This window comes from Lacticaseibacillus jixiensis, assembly GCF_042847315.1.
GTDB classification, from domain to species: Bacteria; Bacillota; Bacilli; order Lactobacillales; family Lactobacillaceae; genus Lacticaseibacillus; species Lacticaseibacillus jixiensis.
In genome coordinates, this window is sequence record NZ_BAAFPR010000022.1 from 21,265 (window position 1) to 40,192 (window position 18,928).

At 51.6% G+C, this 18,928-nt stretch carries 19 protein-coding genes and 1 other RNA gene; 13 read left to right on the forward strand and 7 right to left on the reverse strand.

Going from position 1 to position 18,928, the window contains the following annotated elements:
* Positions 1-30 precede the first annotated feature (30 nt).
* From ACGG90_RS11870 to ACGG90_RS11900, 7 genes are read left to right on the forward strand one after another with little or no spacing between them, the layout of a single operon-like run.
* Complete coding sequence (locus ACGG90_RS11870; protein ID WP_390409674.1) at positions 31-2,811, forward strand: helicase C-terminal domain-containing protein; 2,781 nt, start codon at positions 31-33, stop codon at positions 2,809-2,811.
* Entirely contained in the window at positions 2,798-3,289 is a 492-nt protein-coding gene (locus tag ACGG90_RS11875; RefSeq protein WP_390409675.1) for a cell wall elongation regulator TseB-like domain-containing protein, read from the forward strand. The genes ACGG90_RS11870 and ACGG90_RS11875 overlap by 14 nt, the downstream gene beginning before the upstream one ends.
* A gap of 23 nt (positions 3,290-3,312) precedes the next feature.
* Positions 3,313-4,491 (forward strand): pyridoxal phosphate-dependent aminotransferase, encoded by a 1,179-nt coding sequence (locus ACGG90_RS11880; protein ID WP_390409677.1) that lies wholly within the window; start codon positions 3,313-3,315, stop codon positions 4,489-4,491.
* A gap of 27 nt (positions 4,492-4,518) precedes the next feature.
* The gene (asnS, locus tag ACGG90_RS11885; protein WP_390409679.1) at positions 4,519-5,817 is read left to right on the forward strand and encodes an asparagine--tRNA ligase; all 1,299 of its coding nucleotides are present in this window, start codon (positions 4,519-4,521) and stop codon (positions 5,815-5,817) included.
* Positions 5,818-5,874: 57 nt separating this feature from the next.
* Complete coding sequence (locus tag ACGG90_RS11890) at positions 5,875-6,492, forward strand: DnaD domain-containing protein (RefSeq protein ID WP_390409681.1); 618 nt, start codon at positions 5,875-5,877, stop codon at positions 6,490-6,492.
* Between the two features lie 12 nt (positions 6,493-6,504).
* Positions 6,505-7,140 (forward strand): endonuclease III domain-containing protein, encoded by a 636-nt coding sequence (locus ACGG90_RS11895; protein ID WP_390409683.1) that lies wholly within the window; start codon positions 6,505-6,507, stop codon positions 7,138-7,140.
* 57 nt (positions 7,141-7,197) lie between these two features.
* On the forward strand, positions 7,198-7,656 hold the full coding sequence (locus tag ACGG90_RS11900; RefSeq protein ID WP_390409685.1) for a deoxycytidylate deaminase: 459 nt from the start codon (positions 7,198-7,200) through the stop codon (positions 7,654-7,656).
* Between the two features lie 301 nt (positions 7,657-7,957).
* On the opposite strand, the gene ACGG90_RS11905 is transcribed toward ACGG90_RS11900, so the two are convergent.
* Both ACGG90_RS11905 and recU read right to left on the reverse strand, forming a co-directional pair.
* Positions 7,958-10,279 carry a transglycosylase domain-containing protein gene (locus ACGG90_RS11905; protein WP_390409687.1) on the reverse strand — a complete coding sequence of 774 codons (2,322 nt, stop codon included), beginning with the start codon at positions 10,277-10,279 and terminating at the stop codon, positions 7,958-7,960.
* Positions 10,272-10,886: a Holliday junction resolvase RecU gene (gene recU / locus ACGG90_RS11910; protein ID WP_390409689.1), complete on the reverse strand. Its 615-nt coding sequence runs from the start codon at positions 10,884-10,886 to the stop codon at positions 10,272-10,274. The genes ACGG90_RS11905 and recU overlap by 8 nt, the downstream gene beginning before the upstream one ends.
* Before the next feature lie 63 nt (positions 10,887-10,949).
* On the opposite strand from recU, the gene ACGG90_RS11915 reads away from it, so the two are divergent.
* From ACGG90_RS11915 to ACGG90_RS11930, 4 genes are all read left to right on the forward strand, one after another.
* Positions 10,950-11,507, forward strand: a complete 558-nt coding sequence (locus tag ACGG90_RS11915) for a DUF1273 domain-containing protein (RefSeq protein WP_390409720.1) — start codon at positions 10,950-10,952, stop codon at positions 11,505-11,507.
* 86 nt (positions 11,508-11,593) lie between these two features.
* Complete coding sequence (gene gpsB / locus ACGG90_RS11920; RefSeq protein WP_390409691.1) at positions 11,594-11,989, forward strand: cell division regulator GpsB; 396 nt, start codon at positions 11,594-11,596, stop codon at positions 11,987-11,989.
* Positions 11,990-12,002: 13 nt separating this feature from the next.
* An RNA gene (gene rnpB, locus ACGG90_RS11925) (RNase P RNA component class B) lies at positions 12,003-12,362 on the forward strand.
* Positions 12,363-13,108: 746 nt separating this feature from the next.
* Positions 13,109-14,239 (forward strand): THUMP domain-containing class I SAM-dependent RNA methyltransferase, encoded by a 1,131-nt coding sequence (locus tag ACGG90_RS11930; protein ID WP_390409693.1) that lies wholly within the window; start codon positions 13,109-13,111, stop codon positions 14,237-14,239.
* Positions 14,240-14,398: 159 nt separating this feature from the next.
* Here the strand turns inward: ACGG90_RS11930 and ACGG90_RS11935 are convergent, their stop codons facing one another.
* Together ACGG90_RS11935 and ACGG90_RS11940 are read right to left on the reverse strand one after the other, a co-directional pair.
* Complete coding sequence (locus tag ACGG90_RS11935; RefSeq protein ID WP_390409695.1) at positions 14,399-15,643, reverse strand: site-specific integrase; 1,245 nt, start codon at positions 15,641-15,643, stop codon at positions 14,399-14,401.
* Positions 15,644-15,835: 192 nt separating this feature from the next.
* Entirely contained in the window at positions 15,836-16,264 is a 429-nt protein-coding gene (locus tag ACGG90_RS11940; protein WP_390409697.1) for a helix-turn-helix domain-containing protein, read from the reverse strand.
* 174 nt (positions 16,265-16,438) lie between these two features.
* Here ACGG90_RS11940 and ACGG90_RS11945 point away from each other — a divergent pair, with 174 nt between their 5' ends.
* Positions 16,439-16,765 (forward strand): DUF771 domain-containing protein, encoded by a 327-nt coding sequence (locus ACGG90_RS11945; protein ID WP_390409699.1) that lies wholly within the window; start codon positions 16,439-16,441, stop codon positions 16,763-16,765.
* A 48-nt stretch (positions 16,766-16,813) separates the two neighbouring features.
* On the opposite strand, the gene ACGG90_RS11950 is transcribed toward ACGG90_RS11945, so the two are convergent.
* Positions 16,814-17,278, reverse strand: a complete 465-nt coding sequence (locus tag ACGG90_RS11950; RefSeq protein ID WP_390409701.1) for a hypothetical protein — start codon at positions 17,276-17,278, stop codon at positions 16,814-16,816.
* A gap of 176 nt (positions 17,279-17,454) precedes the next feature.
* Here ACGG90_RS11950 and ACGG90_RS11955 point away from each other — a divergent pair, with 176 nt between their 5' ends.
* A complete protein-coding gene (locus ACGG90_RS11955; RefSeq protein ID WP_390409703.1) occupies positions 17,455-18,186 on the forward strand; it encodes a hypothetical protein in 732 nt (243 codons plus the stop codon).
* 140 nt (positions 18,187-18,326) lie between these two features.
* Here ACGG90_RS11955 and ACGG90_RS11960 read toward each other — a convergent pair whose 3' ends face one another.
* Together ACGG90_RS11960 and ACGG90_RS11965 are read right to left on the reverse strand one after the other, a co-directional pair.
* A complete protein-coding gene (locus tag ACGG90_RS11960; RefSeq protein WP_390409705.1) occupies positions 18,327-18,542 on the reverse strand; it encodes a hypothetical protein in 216 nt (71 codons plus the stop codon).
* Positions 18,543-18,664: 122 nt separating this feature from the next.
* Positions 18,665-18,901, reverse strand: a complete 237-nt coding sequence (locus tag ACGG90_RS11965) for a hypothetical protein (RefSeq protein WP_390409707.1) — start codon at positions 18,899-18,901, stop codon at positions 18,665-18,667.
* Positions 18,902-18,928: the final 27 nt, after the last annotated feature.

An 18,928-nucleotide genomic window follows, 5' to 3' on the forward strand; every position in this document is an offset into this window, starting at 1 on the left:
GAAGCAGATTGTAATGAAACGAGTGAGCAAATGAATCCCGACACCATTTACGCGGTGCTAGATCTCGAAACCACTGGCACCAGTGTGACCAATGGTGACCGCATCATCCAAATCGGCTGTGCGTTCTTGCAGCATGGGCAAGTCATTGACACCTACAGCCAACTGATCAACCCCAACCGCGATGTGCCAGCGGCCATCAGCGCGTTGACGCATATCCATGCTGCAGACCTGGTGGCGGCACCATATTTTGAAGCGGTTGCCCCAGCGCTTTATACGCGCTTGCAAGAAACGGTGATCGTCGCACATAACGTGAATTTCGATTATCCTTTTCTCAGTGCGGAATTTGAACGCGTGGGCTTTGCGGCGCTGACCAATCCGGCAGTTGATACAGTCGAACTTGCGCAGATCCTGCTGCCAACGGCTGAAAGCTTTCGCTTGAAAGACTTGACCCAACGCTTGCACATTGACCATGCCCATCCGCATCGCGCCGATTCAGACGCGGTATCCACAGCCAATTTATTAATGGCGTTGACCAAACGTTTCCAGGCTTTGCCTAGTGTAACGCAAGCGCGCTTAGTGCATTTAGGCGACCACTTGACCCGCCAAACTGCGGCATTTCTAACGGCGCATGAACGAAGCGGCGTGCCGGTTGGCCAAGCACAAGTGGTGGTTGACGACTTGGTGCTGCAGCAATTGCCAACGGCGTCTAAAGCCGAAGCCGCCCCGCGCTATTATCCGCTGACAGACAAGGCCAAGCGGGCCTTGCTGGCACCAAATTACACCTTGCGCCGCGGCCAAGCCAAGCTGATGGATGCGTTGTATCACAATGCCACTGTGGCCAAAGCCCCGATGATGATCGAAGCCGGCACCGGCTTGGGCAAGACACTGGCTTATTTGTTGAGTTATGCTTATGTATGCGACGCCGATCACCAATTGGTTGTTGCCACGACCACCACAGTGTTGCAAGCGCAGTTGGTGCAACAGGTGCAAGCCGTGGCTGCGCTAATGGCCAAGCCGCTGCCTTGTGTGGTGGTGCAAAGCCCGCGGCATTATCTCAACCTCGATGCTTTTGTGGCCAGCTTGGCGATGCCAGAAGCCGATCGTCTCACGCGGCTGTTGCAAATGAAATTGGTGGTGTGGCTTTGTGAAACCACCACCGGCGACTTGGCTGAGCTGCATTTGACCAATTATAAAGCCCCGTTATTTGCCCGCATCCGCGCCAGTGAAACGCCAGGGGCATTTGGCGAATATGACTTCATTGCCCGACTCAAACAAGCCAAGCAACAAGCCACGGTGATCATTACCAACCATGCTTATTTGGCCCATCATGCTGAGGCGTTAAGTCAAGGCCGGCCGTATTTGATCGTTGATGAAGCGCATCGCTTCGCCGATAATGTCGCAGGAGCCAATTCGCAAACCTTGCCTTTGGCCAAGCTGCGCCAGCTGTTGCAGCACTTGGTGAAGCTGGTGGCGCATCCGGATAAACATGACCTGACCAAAGCCTATGCTGATAACGCCTTGAAACGCTATCAATTGCAAAGCCTCAAAGCCACCGTCGCCAGTGCGATCGGCACCATTGAAGCCTTGCAGCTGATGGTTTATAAACGCTACATTGGCCATGGTACCAGCGGCCGCATGGCCCAAGCTTTGCCAGCAGGGGATGCAGCCTGGGCCAAGGCCAGCTTGCAAGCGCCAATTGACAAGCTGCGCCGCCAGCTTGATGCTGTCGGCGGGGTTTGTGATCAGCTGATCGCCGATTTTCAAGCGCACAAGGCGCATTTTGGCAAAGCTGATGGGAGCTTGTTTCAAGCCTTGATGGCCATTGTTGCCACCTTGCATCAGCGCAGCAATGACTGTGGGGACTTCGCGACACTGCAGCTCAGCGACCAAGCCGCCGGGATCATGCAGCTGACGCTGAGCAATGGCTTGGATCCTTTGGCCTTGTCTGTGGAGTGGGAACGCTTTGCGGCCCCTAAGCACAGTGCTGCAGTGCTGCAGCGCTTCACAGCACCGGTATTGTTGTCGGCGACTTTGATGGTGCAGCGCAGCTTTGCTTATGCCTTAACGCAAGTCGGCTTGCCGGAAGCTTCTGCCACCTTGCAGATCCGCAGTCCGTTTCATTATAAAGAACAAGCCCAAGTCTTCGTTGATCCGCAAGCGCCGCTGCCCAATGGTGAAAGCGACGTGTATTATGATTATTTGGCCAAAGCCATTCAAGTTTTGGCTGGCGGGCCGCACCAAACCTTGGTGTTGTTTACGTCATTATCAGCGATCCAAGCGGTTTATGCGCGCTTGAATAACACCGCCCTGGCCAATCACAAAGAAGTCCTGGCCCAAGGGGTCAACGGCTCTGCAGCCAAGTTGGCCAAGCGTTTCTTATTAGGGGATAACAGCTTAGTGTTAGGGGCAGCGAGCTTTTTTGAAGGGATCGATTATCCAGCCAAGCTGTTGGAAATGGTGATCTTGACGCGCCTGCCTTTTGCCTCACCGACGCAGCCGCTTAATGCCGCCAAAGCCGCTTATATCACTGCACATGGCGGCGATCCGTTTGCGCAAAGCGCCTTGCCGGAAGCGACTTTGCGCCTGCGGCAAGGCTTTGGCCGCTTGATTCGCACCAGTGAAGACCGCGGGGTGTTTGTGTGCTTGGATCCGCGCTTGGTGTCGACCAAATACGGCCGCCAAATGCAACACGCCTTGCCTAATCTTAAACCCATGCAGCTTGCGTTAAGCGACATCGCCGCGTACAGCCAAGCATGGTTATCGCATCGCCCATTACAATTGAAGAAGGAGGGAGCTCATGCGTCGCGCTAATCGTAATAACTGGCACAAAACCGCTTGGGTCGTGGCTGGATTGGCTTTGATCGTGATCGTGTTAGGCATTTATGCCCGCGCCTTGCGCCCATTGCATCAAGTGCGCACCCAAGCCATCAACATCGCCGAAAAGCAAGCCAAAGTCACGACGGTTTCGCATTTCTATTGGGATCGCCAGCGTGAATCCTACCTGACTGTGGCAGGTACCACCAAAGCCAACAAGCCGGTGTATGTGGTGATCCGCCAAGCCAGCGGCCATGTTTCAGTGGTCGACCAGAAAGCCGGCATTACCGCCCAACAAGCCGCGCAAAAGGCCATTGATACCTATGCACCCAAGAAAATCGTCTCAGTGGGGTTAAGCATTCGGGCAAAGAAATTTGTTTGGGATGTTGGCTACCGCGCAAAGTCTGGTAAACTAGGCTATGTGACCTATGATTTTAAGAGTGGCGATTCAGTGTTCGCTGTTTTTAACCTGTAGTAACTAATTGGGAGTGAGAGAATATGCATTTAGCAAAGCGCATCATCAACGTGGCCCCCAGTGCCACATTAGCCGTATCAAACCTCACCAAGCAAATGAAGGCCCGTGGGGAAGATGTGATCGATTTATCCATTGGCCAGCCGGACTTTGAAACGCCTAAGCACATCGAACAAGCCGCCATTGAAGCGATCAACAATAATTTAACCAGCTTCTACACCCCGGCTTCAGGGATCTTGCCGTTGCGTGAGGCGATTTCCGCCCATATTGAGCAGCAAACGGCGGTGCATTATGATCCCAAGCAAATCGTGGTGACCACCGGGGCGAAATTCGCGTTGTATGCGCTGATGCAAGTGTTGATCGACCCAGGCGAAGAAGTGCTGGTGCCGATCCCAGGGTGGGTCAGCTATGTTGAACAGATCCGCTTAGCCGGCGGGGTACCGCGCGAAGTCGTGGCGCATGCCAACTTCAAGGTGACCGTCGATGAGCTGGAAGCGCAACGCACCAAGAAGACGCGCGCGGTGATCATTAATTCGCCGCAAAATCCTACCGGTGCTGTCTACACTCGCCAAGAGCTGACTTTGATCGGCAATTGGGCATTGAAGCATGATATCTTGGTGATCGCCGATGATATTTACCGCGATTTGATCTATAACGGCACCACTTATGCGTCGATGATCGAAATCGATCCGCAAATCACCGCCAACACCGTGCTGATTTCCGGCGTGTCCAAGACTTACGCCATGACCGGCTGGCGCATTGGCTATATGGCTGGCCCGGATAAGATCATCACCGCTGTGGCGACGATGTTAGGCCATGCCACTGGCAACGCAACTGCCGTGGCGCAATATGCCGCCTTGGCTGCGTTAACGGAAACCCAAGCGCCGGTGGAAACCATGCGCCAAGCCTTTGAAGAACGGCTGAATGCCGTGTACGATCGCTTAGTCAAGATCCCAGGCTTTGTGCTGGACACCAAGCCGCAAGGGGCCTTCTACTTATTCCCGAATGTGCGCCGCGCTGCGCAATTGACCAACTACAGTTCCGTTGACGATTTCGTTGGGGCACTGCTTGAAGAAACCGGCGTTGCGCTGGTGCCAGGCCGCGCCTTTGGCATGCCGGAGCACGCGCGCTTAAGCTATTCCAAAGACATGGCCAGCTTGATGGAAGCGTTAGATCGCATCGAAGCTTTCGTCGGCAACAACTGATTATTTAGACAGGAGAATTTACACCACATGACTACCTCAATTCGTATCAAAGACGCCCGCCAACACGTTGATGAAGAAGTGACCATCAACGCCTGGCTGACTGACAAACGCTCCAGCGGCAAGATCGCCTTCTTGCAGCTGCGTGACGGTTCGGCATATTTTCAAGGCGTGGTCTTGAAAAACGCCGTGTCTGAAGAGATTTTTGCCACTGCCAAAGAATTGCGTCAAGAAACCAGCATGACCATTACTGGTGTGATCCATGAAGATAAGCGCAGCCATTTTGGCTACGAAATCGAAGTTCATGACATCACCGTGATCGGCGATTCTGAAGACTACCCAATCACGCCTAAAGAACACGGCATCGAGTTCTTGTTGGATCACCGTCATTTATGGCTGCGTTCCAAGCGTCAATTTGCGATCCAAAAGATCAGAAACGAAATCATTCGCGCCACTTATGAATTCTTCAACAACGAAGGCTTCATCAAGATGGATGCGCCGATCTTGACTGGTTCGGCTCCTGAAGGCACTACCGAATTGTTCGAAACTGAATATTTCGATAAACCCGCTTACCTCAGTCAATCTGGCCAGTTATACGCTGAAGCCGGCGCCATGGCTTATGGCAAAGTCTTCACCTTCGGCCCGGTATTCCGTGCTGAAAAAAGTAAGACCCGCCGCCATTTGACGGAATTCTGGATGATCGAACCAGAAATGGCCTTCACCCATCAAGCCGAAAGCCTAGAAGTGCAAGAACGCTACATCGCTTTCTTGGTTCAAAACGTGATCGACCACTGCGAATACGAATTGAAGCTGATCGATCGTGATGTGGATCAACTTAAGAAGTACACCAAGCTGCCTTATCCGCGCATTCGCTACGATGAAGCCATTGACATGTTGCAAAAAGCCGACTTTGATGTAAAGTGGGGCGATGACTTCGGTTCACCGGAAGAAACATACTTATCCGATCAATTCGAACAACCTGTCTTCATCTTAAACTACCCCAAGAGCATCAAGCCTTTCTACATGCTGCCAGAAGAAGGCCGCGACGATACTTATGTCTGCGCCGACTTGTTGGCGCCTGAAGGTTATGGCGAAATCATCGGCGGGTCTGAGCGTGAAGTCGACTATGCCAAGCTTAAAGCGGCCATTGAGAAGAAGGGCCTGGATCTAAGCGAATACGAATGGTACTTGGATCTGCGCAAATACGGCAGTGTGCCGCATTCAGGCTTTGGTTTAGGCTTAGAGCGCGCGTTAACTTGGATCTGTCATTTGGATCATTTGCGTGAAACCATTCCGTTCCCACGCATGATCAACCGCATCAAGCCGTAATGGCATAAGGCCTGCGAAACCTCTGGTTTCACAGGCCTTTGGTCTAGGGAGGAAGTTATGTCTGACGCATTGAACAGTTTCATGCAAACGTCGCAAATCAGCTTCAGCGACGCGGTGTTTGCCCATTATGCCCAAAGCGATTTGACGCACAGCGAATTGATCGTTTACTTATTCTTATCGCGCTGGGGCCAACAACACCAAGAAGCCCCAGCGCCAGATGCCTTAGCCCAAGCCGTCAAAATGACCCCGGCAGCGGTATATCAAACCATCAACAGCCTGCTAAAGAAACAAGCCGTGGCATTGGTTTCCGTGCAAGATAACGCCGGGCACAGTGTTGATCAATATGACGTGACGCCGCTGTTGCGCCGGCTGTTGGCAGCGCCGCAAACGACGGTGGTCAACACGCAGCAGCCTGATGATGATGTCACGGTGTTTAATCAAATCGAAATCGAATTTGGCCGGCCGCTGTCGCCAATCGAACAACAAACGATCAGCGACTGGTTGAACATTGACCACTATGACCCGGCCATCATCTTGTTGGCGTTGCGCGAAGCGGTGATCAATCAGAAATATTCGCTGCGCTATATCGACCGCATCCTGATTGCTTGGGAGAAGCAGCACCTGACCACGCCGCAACAAGTGCGCGATTATCAAGAACGCCGCAACCGACTGTAGGAGGGGGACTGGATGACAGACGAGCAAGCCCGCGAATTCTTATTTGCCGTGGTGGCCAAGTATCCCAACGCCCAACCGACTTTGGTGGCGCATAATCCTTTTGAGATCTTGGTGGCAGTGATGTTATCAGCCCAAACTACTGATGTGGCAGTCAATGCCGTCACGCCGGCGCTTTTTGCCGCATATCCAGACGCGGCCCACATGGCCCAAGCCACGCCGGAAACCTTGGCGACATACATCGACCGCTTGGGCTTATATCGCAACAAGGCCCGCTATTTGCAAGCCTTAAGTGCCAAATTGGTGGCTGACTTCAACGGCGTGGTGCCTAAGACTTATCCAGAATTATGCAGCCTGCCTGGCGTGGGTCGCAAAACCGCCACAGTGGTGCGCACCGATGCTTTCAACATTCCAGGCATCGCCGTAGACACCCATGTCAGCCGCATCATTAAAGGTTTCGGCATTGCAGCGGCTACAGCCACGCCAGATCAGATCCAAGCGCGCCTGCAAGCGTTGATGCCGCCGGAAACTTGGATCACCTTGCATCGCGCTTTGATCCAAGTTGGCCGCCAGTGGCTCACTGCCAGAAACCCACAACTGCCGCCAGAGTGGCAGCGTTTTGCGCCGTATTACGCGCCGCTGCATCATTGAGAAAATTAACGATGCTCGGCAAGACCCATCAAGCTGCCTTTGAAAGGAGAATTTCTGATGACAGATCAAATCGTTGCTTCAACGCGCCATGCCAAGCGCGAATCGTGGGACCATTATTTCATGAAGCTGGCTGGCAACGTCGCCGAACGCTCCACCTGCGAACGCGCCACGGTTGGCGCAGTGTTGGTCAAAGACCACCGCATCATCGCCACTGGCTATAACGGCAGCATCTCAGGCGACCCGCATTGCGATGATGCCGGGCATTTAATGCGCGACGGCCACTGCATTCGCACCTTGCATGCGGAAATGAACGCCATTTTGCAATGTGCCTTAAACGGCGTCTCAACCCGCGACGCCACGGTATATGTGACTTTCTTTCCGTGTTTGAACTGCACCAAGGCCTTGATCCAAGCCGGCGTCAGTCAAATCTTCTATCGCAATGACTACCGCAATGATGAATACGCGGTGAGTTTGTTGCAGAATCATCATGTGCCAGTGACCAAACTGGCTGACTAAATGACGTGAAATAACGGCCAAGGATCGTGGTGAAATCCACTATTCTTGGCCGTCATTTCAGTTAACGAAGGACTAGTGAGGCAAAGCCGCGAGGGGCAAGCGGCGGCAAATTCAAAGACAGGCAAGGTGAGCAAAGCGAGCGCCTGGCTGTGAATTTAGGCGTAAACCACGCGTACTTTGCGTGGTTGAAGCCGGCCGCACAGCCTGCGCCGCCGCTTGCCCCACACGGCGCATCACTAGTCCGGCAGCAGCGCACACAAAGAAGCCTCGGTTTGTCACCGAGGCTTCTTTGTGTGCAAGTTTATTGTTTCTGGCTGGTTGATGCTGCGCTGCTTTGCGGCGGGGCACTTGAGGCGCTTGCCGCAGAGCTTTGGGCGGCACTAGACTCCGTGGCGGCACTTGAGCTTTGCGAGAAGCTTTCAATGCTGCTGGAACTTGCACTGGAAGCACTGCTGCTTTGGCTTTCGCTGCTTGCACTGCTGGATGAGCTTTCAACACTGCTGCTGGAACTTGCGCTGGACGAAGCAGCCACTGACGTCTTAGACGATGGGCCATAGCCTTTGACATATAACTCGCGGGTGGTGCCGCTGGTATTGCCAGTCACGGCAGTCCCTGGGTTGGTGCCTTTGAGGATATGCTCCACTAAGACGGAGCTTGGCTTAGTCCAATCTGTGTTTTTCAAGTTGGCGTGTTCGTATTCATAAGTCATCAGATCTTTGTAGATCTTCTGGGCAATTTCTTGTTCGGTGTAATTCAACCCGGCATAAGTTGGGGTATCATAGCCGGTCCATACCGAGATCACGCGATGCTTGGTGTAGCCGGTGAACCAAGAGTCCTTGGAGATCCCTTTGGCAGATAACGCCGGGTTCTTGGCTAATTCCGCATCGGTGTAATCAGTCGTCCCGGTTTTGCCGGCTTCGTGCAAGCCGGTTGCCGCAGCACTACCGGTACCGTCAGGATCCGTCAATACGCCTTTAAGCATGTCGGTGATCATATAAGCGGTGCTGGACTTCATGGCGCGGCTGCCAGTGGCGTCAAACGCTGTGGTGGTCCCGTCAGGCTGGACGACTTTAGAGACATAATACGGCTTGTAATAAGTCCCGCCATTGGCAAAGGCCCCATACGCGCCGGCCTCTTCTTCGGTGGTGACAGAAGCGCCGATCCCAGAAGACAAGAACTGCTCATTCTTGGCTAAGGTGATGCCTAAGCCTTTCAAGAAATTGGTGGCACGGGTCATCCCCACCGCTTCCAAGGTGCGCACCGCCGGAATGTTACGCGAGCCGACCAGCGCCTTGCGCATGGTGATGGTGCCTTGATATTGCTTGTCCCAATCGTACAGCTGCTTATTGGTCCCGGCGTAAGTGTAAGGCGTGTCGTTTTGCAATTGATAGGTGGAATAGTTCAAATATTCAATGGCTGGACCATAATCCATCATCGGCTTCATTGTCGACCCGTTAGAGCGGGCGTTGCGCGTGGCGCGGTTGAAGCCTAACTGGACATTGCCAGTCTTGCGGCCGCCGATTTGGGCGATGACCTTACCGGAATTCGGATCAGTCATGGTGACAGCTGTTTGCAGCTTGTCAGAAGGGAAGTTGATGTAATCACTGGTGTTGACGATGTTATACAGGCGCTTTTGCGCGTCAAGGTCGATATTGGTGTACACCTTGAGATTTGCCGTGTAAGGGTTGACGTGAAGCTTTTGTTTGATTTCTGCCACGACGCTGGTGATGTAAGAATCAACCATCTTGTTGTTGCTGTTGGAAATCGTCGGCGACTTCTGTTTGACCAAGCCGCTGGTGACTGGTGTGGCTTTAGCCGTTGCGGCTTGTGCTTTGGTGATCTTCTTGTTGGCCACCATGGCGTCTAAGACGGTATCGCGCCGCGCTTTGGCCGCTTCTGGGTGGGTGTAAGGGTTGTAGGCGGCAGGCAGCTGCAGCATGCCGGCTAACAAGGCCGTTTGCGGCAGGGTCAATTGGCTCAAGGACTTGCTGTAGTAATATTTCGCAGCGGTACCGATGCCGTATTGGTTGTTATCCATCCAAACGATGTTGACATAGTATTCCAAGATCTGTGATTTGGAATACTTCTGGGCCACTTGCATGGCCAGCCACGCTTCTTGTGCCTTGCGCTTTAAGGTTTGATCGCTGGCTTTAGTAGAGAACATCGCCAGCTTGATCAATTCTTGCGTCAAGGTAGAGCCGCCTTGCAAACCGTCAGAACGACCGGTGACGTTGTTAACGAAGGCACCGGCAATGCGGATCGGGTCGATCCCGAACTTTTCTTGATAGAAGCGGCGGTCTTCGATTGAGATGACCGCGTCTTTAAGGGTTTGCGGGATTTCTTTGTCGGTGACATAGGTGCGATTCTCAACGCCAAGCGTGGCGAATTCCTTACCACTGGCAGTCAATAAACTGGTGCTGCCGCCGGTTTTGAGGTCGTTTTCCGTAACCGTTGGGGCGTCTTTGGCGTACCAAGCAAATAGCGCTAAGCCCGCCAACAAAACTGTGACAAAAGCGATCGCCAACCATTTTAAGATGCGCACCCAGAGTTTGGCATGCCGCTTGGGCGAGCGTTTCTTCGCCTGCTTGCGGTTCGCCATCCGTGATGGGGCTTGTTTACTCATGCGAGATTCCTACCTTTGTTTGAATTAGCCAATCGACGCCTTTGAGATAAGGGATCGGCGGTTGTAATTTGGGGTGCAGTTCAAAGCCATTGGCGCTGATCTCGCTTAACGGGATCGATTTGCGCCCGCCATTTTGGGCGACTTGCCAGTAAGTAATTAAATTGCTGGCAGGGTAAACGAACAAGCGCTGCAAAGTCACGAAGCGCATCACCACAAAGCAGATCCCAGCTTGATTCAGGCATTCGCCAAAATGGCGGATCTGGTGCGGGTGAAAGTTCTTCAAGGGAAAGCTTTGCTTGTTCTTGGTTTCCTTGGCTTCAAAATCCAAGTAATACCCGCGATACACGCCGTTATAGTCGGTGGTGGAAGGCGTCTTGAAATAGGCTTCTTTGATCACGGCTTGGCTGCGCTGAGGATAATCGACTTTCACGATTTGAATCGGCGTAGGTTTCTTATACACCACTGCCGTATTCGTCTGGCGATAATAATCGTTTGACACATTGAGCTCTTGTTCCAGCGTCATCCCGCGCCCGCCATATGTGACTGGGGCGCTTTGAGATTGCGCAACTTGCATGTAGGGCTTACCATTAGGGTAATGAATTGCCATGCGATCACACTCCTAGGCAACATTATACAACATTTACTGGCGATCCCGAACCCAGGCGGAGGTATTATGCTAGAACGGATCTGGATAAGCGGTTATCGCGCTTATGAACTCAGTGTCTTCGGCGATCAAGACCCGAAGTTAACAGTGATTAAATATAGTTTAAAAAATGCGCTCTTGCCCATGCTTGATGCTGGTTTGCAATGGATAATCACCGGCGGGCAGCTTGGCGTGGAGCAATGGGCGGCAGAAGTGGCGCTTCTTCTTAAAGCTGATTACCCGGCGTTGCAAGTGGCAATGATGGTGCCTTATGCTGATTTTGGGCAGCAATGGAATGAAGCCAATCAAGCCAAACTGGCAAAATTGAAAACCAGTGTGGATTTCTTTGCGGCAACTTCCAACACCCCATATCAGTCGCCTAGTCAATTATCAGGATACAACCGTTTCATGAGTCAGCATACTGACGGGGCGTTATTTTTATATGATGATGAGTTCCCCGGCAAAGCCGAATTCGGTTATCGCCAAGCGCTTGCAGAAGGTCAGCGCCGCGAATATTCGGTGTCGACAATCGGCATGGATGACTTGCAGGACGCGGCGCGCGAGCTGCAAGATGACCAAGATTGACCTAGAATAATCAAAAAAAGATGCACAACGCAATCAGCTATGGTATGCTTATTACATCCTGTGCTGTAATGATGAGGTGTTCGATAATGGATAACAAGAACGAGTCTACTTTCAAGATCCAATATGGCCCGAAAGATATCTTGGACAAGAATTTCAAGAACAAGGTTCGTGGCTATGACCCAGATGAGGTCGATGAATTTCTCGATGGCATCATCCGGGACTATGAAAGTTTCGTTGCCGAGATCGATCGCTTAAACGAAGAAAACAGCCGCCTGTTCAGCCGTGTTGACGAGCTGACCAAGCAGTTGTCCGTTTCCAAGAATGTCGCGGCCCAAACGCCGCAGCAACCAAGCGGCAATGTCACTAACTATGACATTTTGAAGCGCTTGTCGAACTTGGAGCGGCATGTCTTTGGCAGCAAGTTGTCTGATGGGACGGATACGACCCCTAAGAACAACAACAACGGGATCGACCAATATTAGTTAATCACTTGTAAACCTTGAGTAATCGCGCCAGGCCTATGTCTGGTGAGGAAAGTCCATGCCCGCACAAGCTGCGATGCTTGTAGTGTTCGTGCCAGGCCCAATAAGCCTGGGTACCATTAATTTGGTAACGGCGGTGGCAACTGCTAAAGCTTCGGCCATGCAGTTGCGCCTGAAAGTGCCACAGAGACGACGCCGACTGGAAACAGCCGGATTGGAACGGGTAAACCCCGCGAGCGAGTAACCCAAACTTTGGTAGGGGCGCAGGAGCTAGGTAACTGAACTGATGCTCCCAACAGCGAAAGCTGAGATAGATGATTACTGAAGGGCTGCTTGCCTGAAAGCAGTCTGGAACAAAACATGGCTTATAGAGGTTTACAAGCAGGCACGACCCGGAGCAATCCGGGTCGTTTTTTGTATACCAGAGCGGAGCAAAGCGCACTTAGCGATGTGTATAAGACAGCCTGAGTCGATGGCGTTCTTTGCCATTGGCTCGGGATGGCTTATACGCGATCGCGTTGCTTTGCGCAGCTCGACGAAGACCACAGCGTAAGATGCTTGGTTTTAGGCAAGGCTCCGGCCTGGTGAGGCTTCGGTGGGTGGGGACCGCGAGACGGTGCAGGCGGTGCGGCCGGCTTCAACCGCGCTGAAATTCGCGCGTTTTACGCCTAAATTCAAAGCCAGGCGCTCGCTGCGCTCACCTTGCCTGTCTTTGAATTTGCCGCGATCAGCACAAGAAGCCAAGCACAACCCGCATGTCTTCTTGTGCTGATCGTTTCACGGCCTGACCGTCTCGCGGTCCCCGCCCACCTGCGCCTCACCAGGCCTACTGTATTCGAGTTAGGATAATTCATTGGCTAGGTCAAATAATCCCGTGCCAAAGTTTCTGTGATTCATGAAGTATCCGATAAATCGTCAGCTCGGTCTTCAAGTCCAGGACAGCCACAAGGTTAGAAGGTTTGTGGTACATCTTCATGAACGCAGTAATCGCGTACGCAATCCGGTTTGATAGAGACTGCGTACATTTGCAACGCACAATCACACTATTTTTCTCGTTGCTGTCGTCAAACACTTGCGACATGCGTATAATGGAAGTATCAAACATTCAAGGGAGTTTTTATGCAATATCAATTAGTCGCGCACATGGCCGCTGGATTAGAAGCGCTAGTGGCGCGGGAATTACAGAATTTGGGTTATGAAACCCGCAATGAAAACGGGAAGGTTTATTTTCAAGGCGATGAAACCGCGATCGCTAAGGCCAATGTCTGGCTGCGCACTGCCGATCGGGTGAAGATCGTGTTGGGCCAGTTCAAGGCCACCACCTTCGATGACTTGTTCGAAGGGGTCAAGGCCTTGCCTTGGGATCATTATTTGCCAATGGACGCTGCTTTCCCAGTTGCTGGGCGGGCAGTGCGTTCGGTGCTGCATTCTGAACCAGACGTGCAATCCATCACCAAAAAGGCGATTGTCGAAAAACTTGCGACGGTTTATCATCGCCATGGCCGCCTGCCAGAAACCGGCGCCACTTATCCGCTGGAAGTGTCGATCTTAAAAGATATCGCCACATTGACCATCGATACCACCGGGCAGAGTTTATTTAAGCGCGGCTATCGGGTGGCTAAAGGGGACGCGCCGCTGAAGGAAAACTTTGCCGCAGCCTTGGTGATGTTGACCAACTGGCATCCAGACATGCCTTTTGTCGACCCAACCACTGGTTCTGGGACCTTGCCGATCGAAGCGGCGTTGATCGGGCATAACATTGCGCCTGGGCTGCAGCGGCATTTTGCTTTCGAAGAATTCCGCTTCATCGATGCGGCTGTGTTGCAGCAAGTTAAAGACGAAGCGATGGATCAAGCGGATTGGGATGTGGAGCTCGATATCTCCGGCTACGATATCAATCAGGAAATGATCGAAATCGCCCGCGAGAACGCCAAGCAAGCCGGGTTGTTAAACGATATCACCTTCAAGCAGCTGGCAGTTAAAGATTTCACCACCGACAAGCCGCGCGGGGTGCTGGTGGCCAACCCGCCTTATGGTAAGCGATTAGGCGAACTTGACGCTGCACGCAAGCTGTATCGGGAAATGGGCCAAACCTACGCCGCCATGCCTGGCTGGAGCAAGTATATCTTAACTGCCGACCTGGGCTTTGAGAAAGCCTATGGCAGCAAAGCCACGAAGCGCCGCAAGCTGTATAACGGGGCATTACGGACGGACTTCTTCCAATATTGGGCAAGCCGGTCCGGAAAGTAGGACTTATAAACGTTGATATACCGGCATTCGTAGCACTACAAATTTGTAAATTCATGAATTAGCCCCGAATTAGCCCCCGGTAGCAAGAGCAAACAAAAGCTAGCCCCAAAAAGAGACCCTCACCAACGATATTTCATGTTGGTGAGGGTCTTTGGCTTGTTATTTATAAGTGCCGTCGGGATGACGCTCACGACCGCGCTTTTTAACTTTGGTCAAACCGTTTAGCGCATCTACGGCTTTCTCAGCCTGTGCTTGCTCGTAGTTCTTGAGCAAGTGGGAATAGACGTTCAACGTCGTCGTGATATTTTTATGACCAAGGCGACGGGAGATGTACGGCACTGCTACACCAGAGGCCAGCAAAAAGCTTGCGTGTGTGTGGCGTAGACCGTGAAAGGAGATCTGGTCATCAGGATCGATTGCAACTCGGCTTTGAAGACGATGTAGCGACTTGTTGACCATGCTGTTGGTAGGCACCAGCAGATGATAGTCACGAAAGACTAAGTTCAGCGGATCGGTGTAGCCGCACTCTTTATAGAAGGCGGCTTGCTCTTTTTGCCACTTATGGAGGATCTTTACCAGCTCAAGACTGATGTCGATGGTACGGACAGACTGGTCAGTTTTGGTCTTGGTGAAAGTCTTCTTCGTACCACTCCAACACCTGTCAATCGTCAGAAGGCGGTCTTTGAAGTTGATACGGTCCCAAGTCAGACCGGCTACCTCAGAGAAACGTGCACCAGTCATCAGACCCGTCAAAATCATGTACTTGTAGTTAGACGGCTTGAAGGTTGCATCCCGATTGGAATCCCGCAGACAGGCCTGGATGACCAGCTGCATGTCGGCGGTATCAAGAAACTTCTTCATCGTCTCTGCACGCGTCTGACGATAGCCGGGATTGGTCACATCATGGGTCCAGTCGTAAAAGATGATCTGCTCTTCCATCGCGTGTACAACCATCATGCGAACTCGAATAATCAGATGTAAGACGGAATCGAAAGACCTGGGTTTTTGAGTTCCATCTTTAAGCACTCGTCCTTCTGCGTATGCGTTCAAGAACCTTTGGAAGTCGTCTTTTGTCATGTCGGCAAGCTTCTTGTTAGTGCCGAAATATGATTCCAAGTTGTCGATGATGTAGTCGTAGCCAGCGCGTGTGTGTTCAGTGAGGTATGGCTGCTTATATAAGTCGAACCACTCGTGCCAAAAGTCAACCAAGGTGACATTCAGTTTAGAACCGTCAGCACCACGGGTAAACTTCCGTTTCACTTCGGCCATAGCATTGGCTGCGGCTTTTTGTGAGATGAAACCTCCCTTAGTCAGCTCACGTCTCTTACCATCTTTGTCCGTGTATCGAAAGCGATATTCCCATTTGCCATAGCGCTGTCTCACGCCTTGAATTTTTCTTGCCATTCAGAAAACTTCTTTCTTGTCGAGCACAAAAGCCCGTTACTTGGGTTACCCCCACGTAGGAGTCTTGCAGCGGGCCGATGAAAGATTTCCGCCCGTAGCAAGATGACGACAAGAATAAGAATGGTAAGAAGAATGATCCGAGGCTCGCCCGGTGCCAGCGGCAGCGCCGCGGGTTGAGGTTTGAGATTCGAATTAGTTCAGCATCGAGGTGACAAGAGAACGTAGCGTTCGTCGTTGCTCTGGGTCTAGTTGCTGGATCAAGTCGGCTAGTTCTTCAACGTCTGGATCACGTTTGCCGCGTTTCTGGGGCTTTGGGCGGGCGAGTTGGTCAGCGAGGCGAGTGGCTTGAGCTAGGCTCTTTTGGAGTGCTTCAAACTGATCCCGTCGCGATAGTGGCTTCGTCTTAAAATACCCAGGGTCGTCGAGGCTACCCAATAGGTAGTCGGTATTGACGTCCAGCGCTTTGGCGATAGCCGCAACGGAAGAGTGACGCGGCTTTGCATCAGGTTTATCCCAAGCGTAGATCGCGCTGCGGGATAGGCCCGCGGCCTCCGCCAGATCCTGTAAGGATATGCGTTTGGCTTTGGCCTGTTTACTGATACGATCAAATACAAGTGACACTGGATCACCTCCTTTCATGTTGCAAGTATGCAGCACACATTCCATTTTGTCAATTAAAAATGTACATTTACTTGAATATTAGTGTTTATTAGTGTACATTATAGACACAGATAAGCCGCTACGACCGATCTAAGGCGCATCTGCTTCTGAATACACGTATAAGAGGTGTCAGAAATGGACACGATCGAGATTCAACCCAAAATCACTATTGAGTTACCAGCTGACAAAATTTTGGTAGACCGTAAGGAATACGATGAGCTTAAAGCACAGGCCGATATGCAAGGCTGGTGGACGCTTGCGGATGTTAGTGAGCGCTACAAACGGCGAAAAAGCTGGTTCGTAGACAATATCCTGACTAAGCCAACTTTTGAGGCACAACTCCGCCGTAAAATCGTCATGTACGATGGCGATGGTGGCAGAGGCTATTTGTTCGAACCACATTCTTTTTCTGAGTGGATGCAGGCGCATTTTAAGGACATTGCCGATGAGGTCGGGCGATAAATCAAAAAAAATAAGCCCGTCAGTCAACATGCTGATGGGCTTACTATCTTATGCTGAGATCGGTTTAGCGTGAAATTGAATTAGTCTTTCAGCCTCGTGAGGGTTCACCAAGAAGCGCCAATCAACCAGATCGAATTCAAAGTACCAGCGAATAATGGCTTTATTATGACGTTCGACAAAAGTCCTTGCATCAGTGATGAGCTGGTCGTGCTGCCACTGAGACACAATCAGCAAACAGGCCATTAAATTGAAATTGGGTGGGATCGACACTACGACTTTAGGTAGTGGAATCATCCGATCAGGTACCGGCCATGTAGCTGAGGGTGTGAGGTTATACGTACTTAGAGCCTCATCCAGTTTCTTGCAAGCTAGCGGCGTCGTTATACGCGAATCGTCAGTTGTCTTAAAATAGCGCATGAGGGCAGGTTCTGAGTAGTTCTGGGCCAAGTAGTCAGTTAGATCTTTAGCAGAAACACCTGCGTCAATTGTTCGGTGGCGGGATTCATGATTCATGAGTGTACCTCCTATTCTACAGTTGGAAACATGTTTGACGGTAAATTCAAATGCAACATCGAGAGAAAGGCTATCCAACAGTAGGATAGGGAAAATATCAACGAAAAGTCTTTCCTACTGTTGGAAAGAGACGCACCAGAATGCAAGAAATAGTATGTGGACGGAGGTTTTGCCCTATGGCAGATGAAGAACTAACATTAAAGCAAGCAGTCGAGTACCTCATGGAGCACAAAATTAGTACCTCATATGAAGTGACCAGACGATCCATGACGGAAGACAAACCAATCAAACTCACACCGGACGTGCATGGTGAGTTGCCTAAAGGGCAAAAGCCGCAACTTCACGGTACGTTTCTATCGCGTGCTCAGGGTTGGCGCGTCACTAAGGCTGATTTGGACGCCTATATAAGGCTATATGAAACAGTTCCGGCACTTAGGCGGCGGCTGCATCACTCGCCGCTCTACACCCAGGAGAAAACGTATTTAAAGGCTACGCGCAAGGTTGATGGTGCCAAAACAGTCGGTTTGATGTATGAAGCTCGGTTATTCCGGGTGCTCCAGCACGACGGTTTTGAAGCCGCTACGACGTTGCAGGCTACCTCGCTTAGTGACCCTCAGAAGGTCTGCAACGCCTCAGGGAAGGCCTCAGTGCGCGCGTGTGGCCGTTGGCTGTACTTAATGGAGGCCGGTGTGATCATCGACGCCGTTGCGTTTGGCGGGCCGCTGGTTTCCAGTAATCTGATGGTTGATGGCAAGGAAAAAGCGCTTATTAAGGTACTGAACGCGTACAGCAAAGACAAACGCAAGGTTAAGTCGGATATCAGCTATCTTGATTCTGCCAGTGGCAACTGGACGCTACCGGAGGCTGTTAACCGTATTAATGGCGGCGAAAAGGCTATCCAACAGTAGGATAGGGAAATCATCGTCAAAAAGTGTATCCTACTGTTGGATAGGGAACACATCAGCGAAAAGTGTATCCTACTGTTGGATAGCCTCCACGCCAGAAAAGAAGCCCTCAGCCGTGATTTTACGCGGTTGGGGGCTTTGGCTTAGAAGTAGGTGACCTCGATTAGATCCTCGGCCGGGTCTGTGGCTTGGTTGGTGCTGGTCATCAAGACGATGCCAAAGGATCTATGCGCCCATTCTTGCAGGGCATCACGATCGGCAACGTCCGCTTCGGTCAGCTCTTTACCAGATTGTGGCTCCGTGATGCCCTTGGCAAAATATTCGCGGCATTCTTTAAGGCTCAATGTGGCTTTTTTCATGGTTAAATCCTCCTCGTATAGTAAAAGTGTCTATCCAACAGTAGGATACGAAATAATGCGGCAAAAAGCGTATCCTACTGTTGGATAGGAAATGTGGTGTTACTGGCGATTAAAACGCGTCGTCAAGCAATCAAGACGACAGCCGGGGTAGATTTCACGCGGGCAGTAGGGCCTATGAAGCTCGCGATGCGAATGGCCTCTTGTTGGGAAGTGAAGGTGAGGCGCGTTGTGGCGTCAGTTGTCCACTCAGGTACCGCGTGTCCGATACCCCGCGAATCATCTTGCTTGATGACGGCGGCCAAAAAGTCGCTCGTAGAATAGTTTTGAATGTAAAACTTTAGATCTTTGATTGTTTGCATAGGCATTTCCTCCTTTACACGTATGGG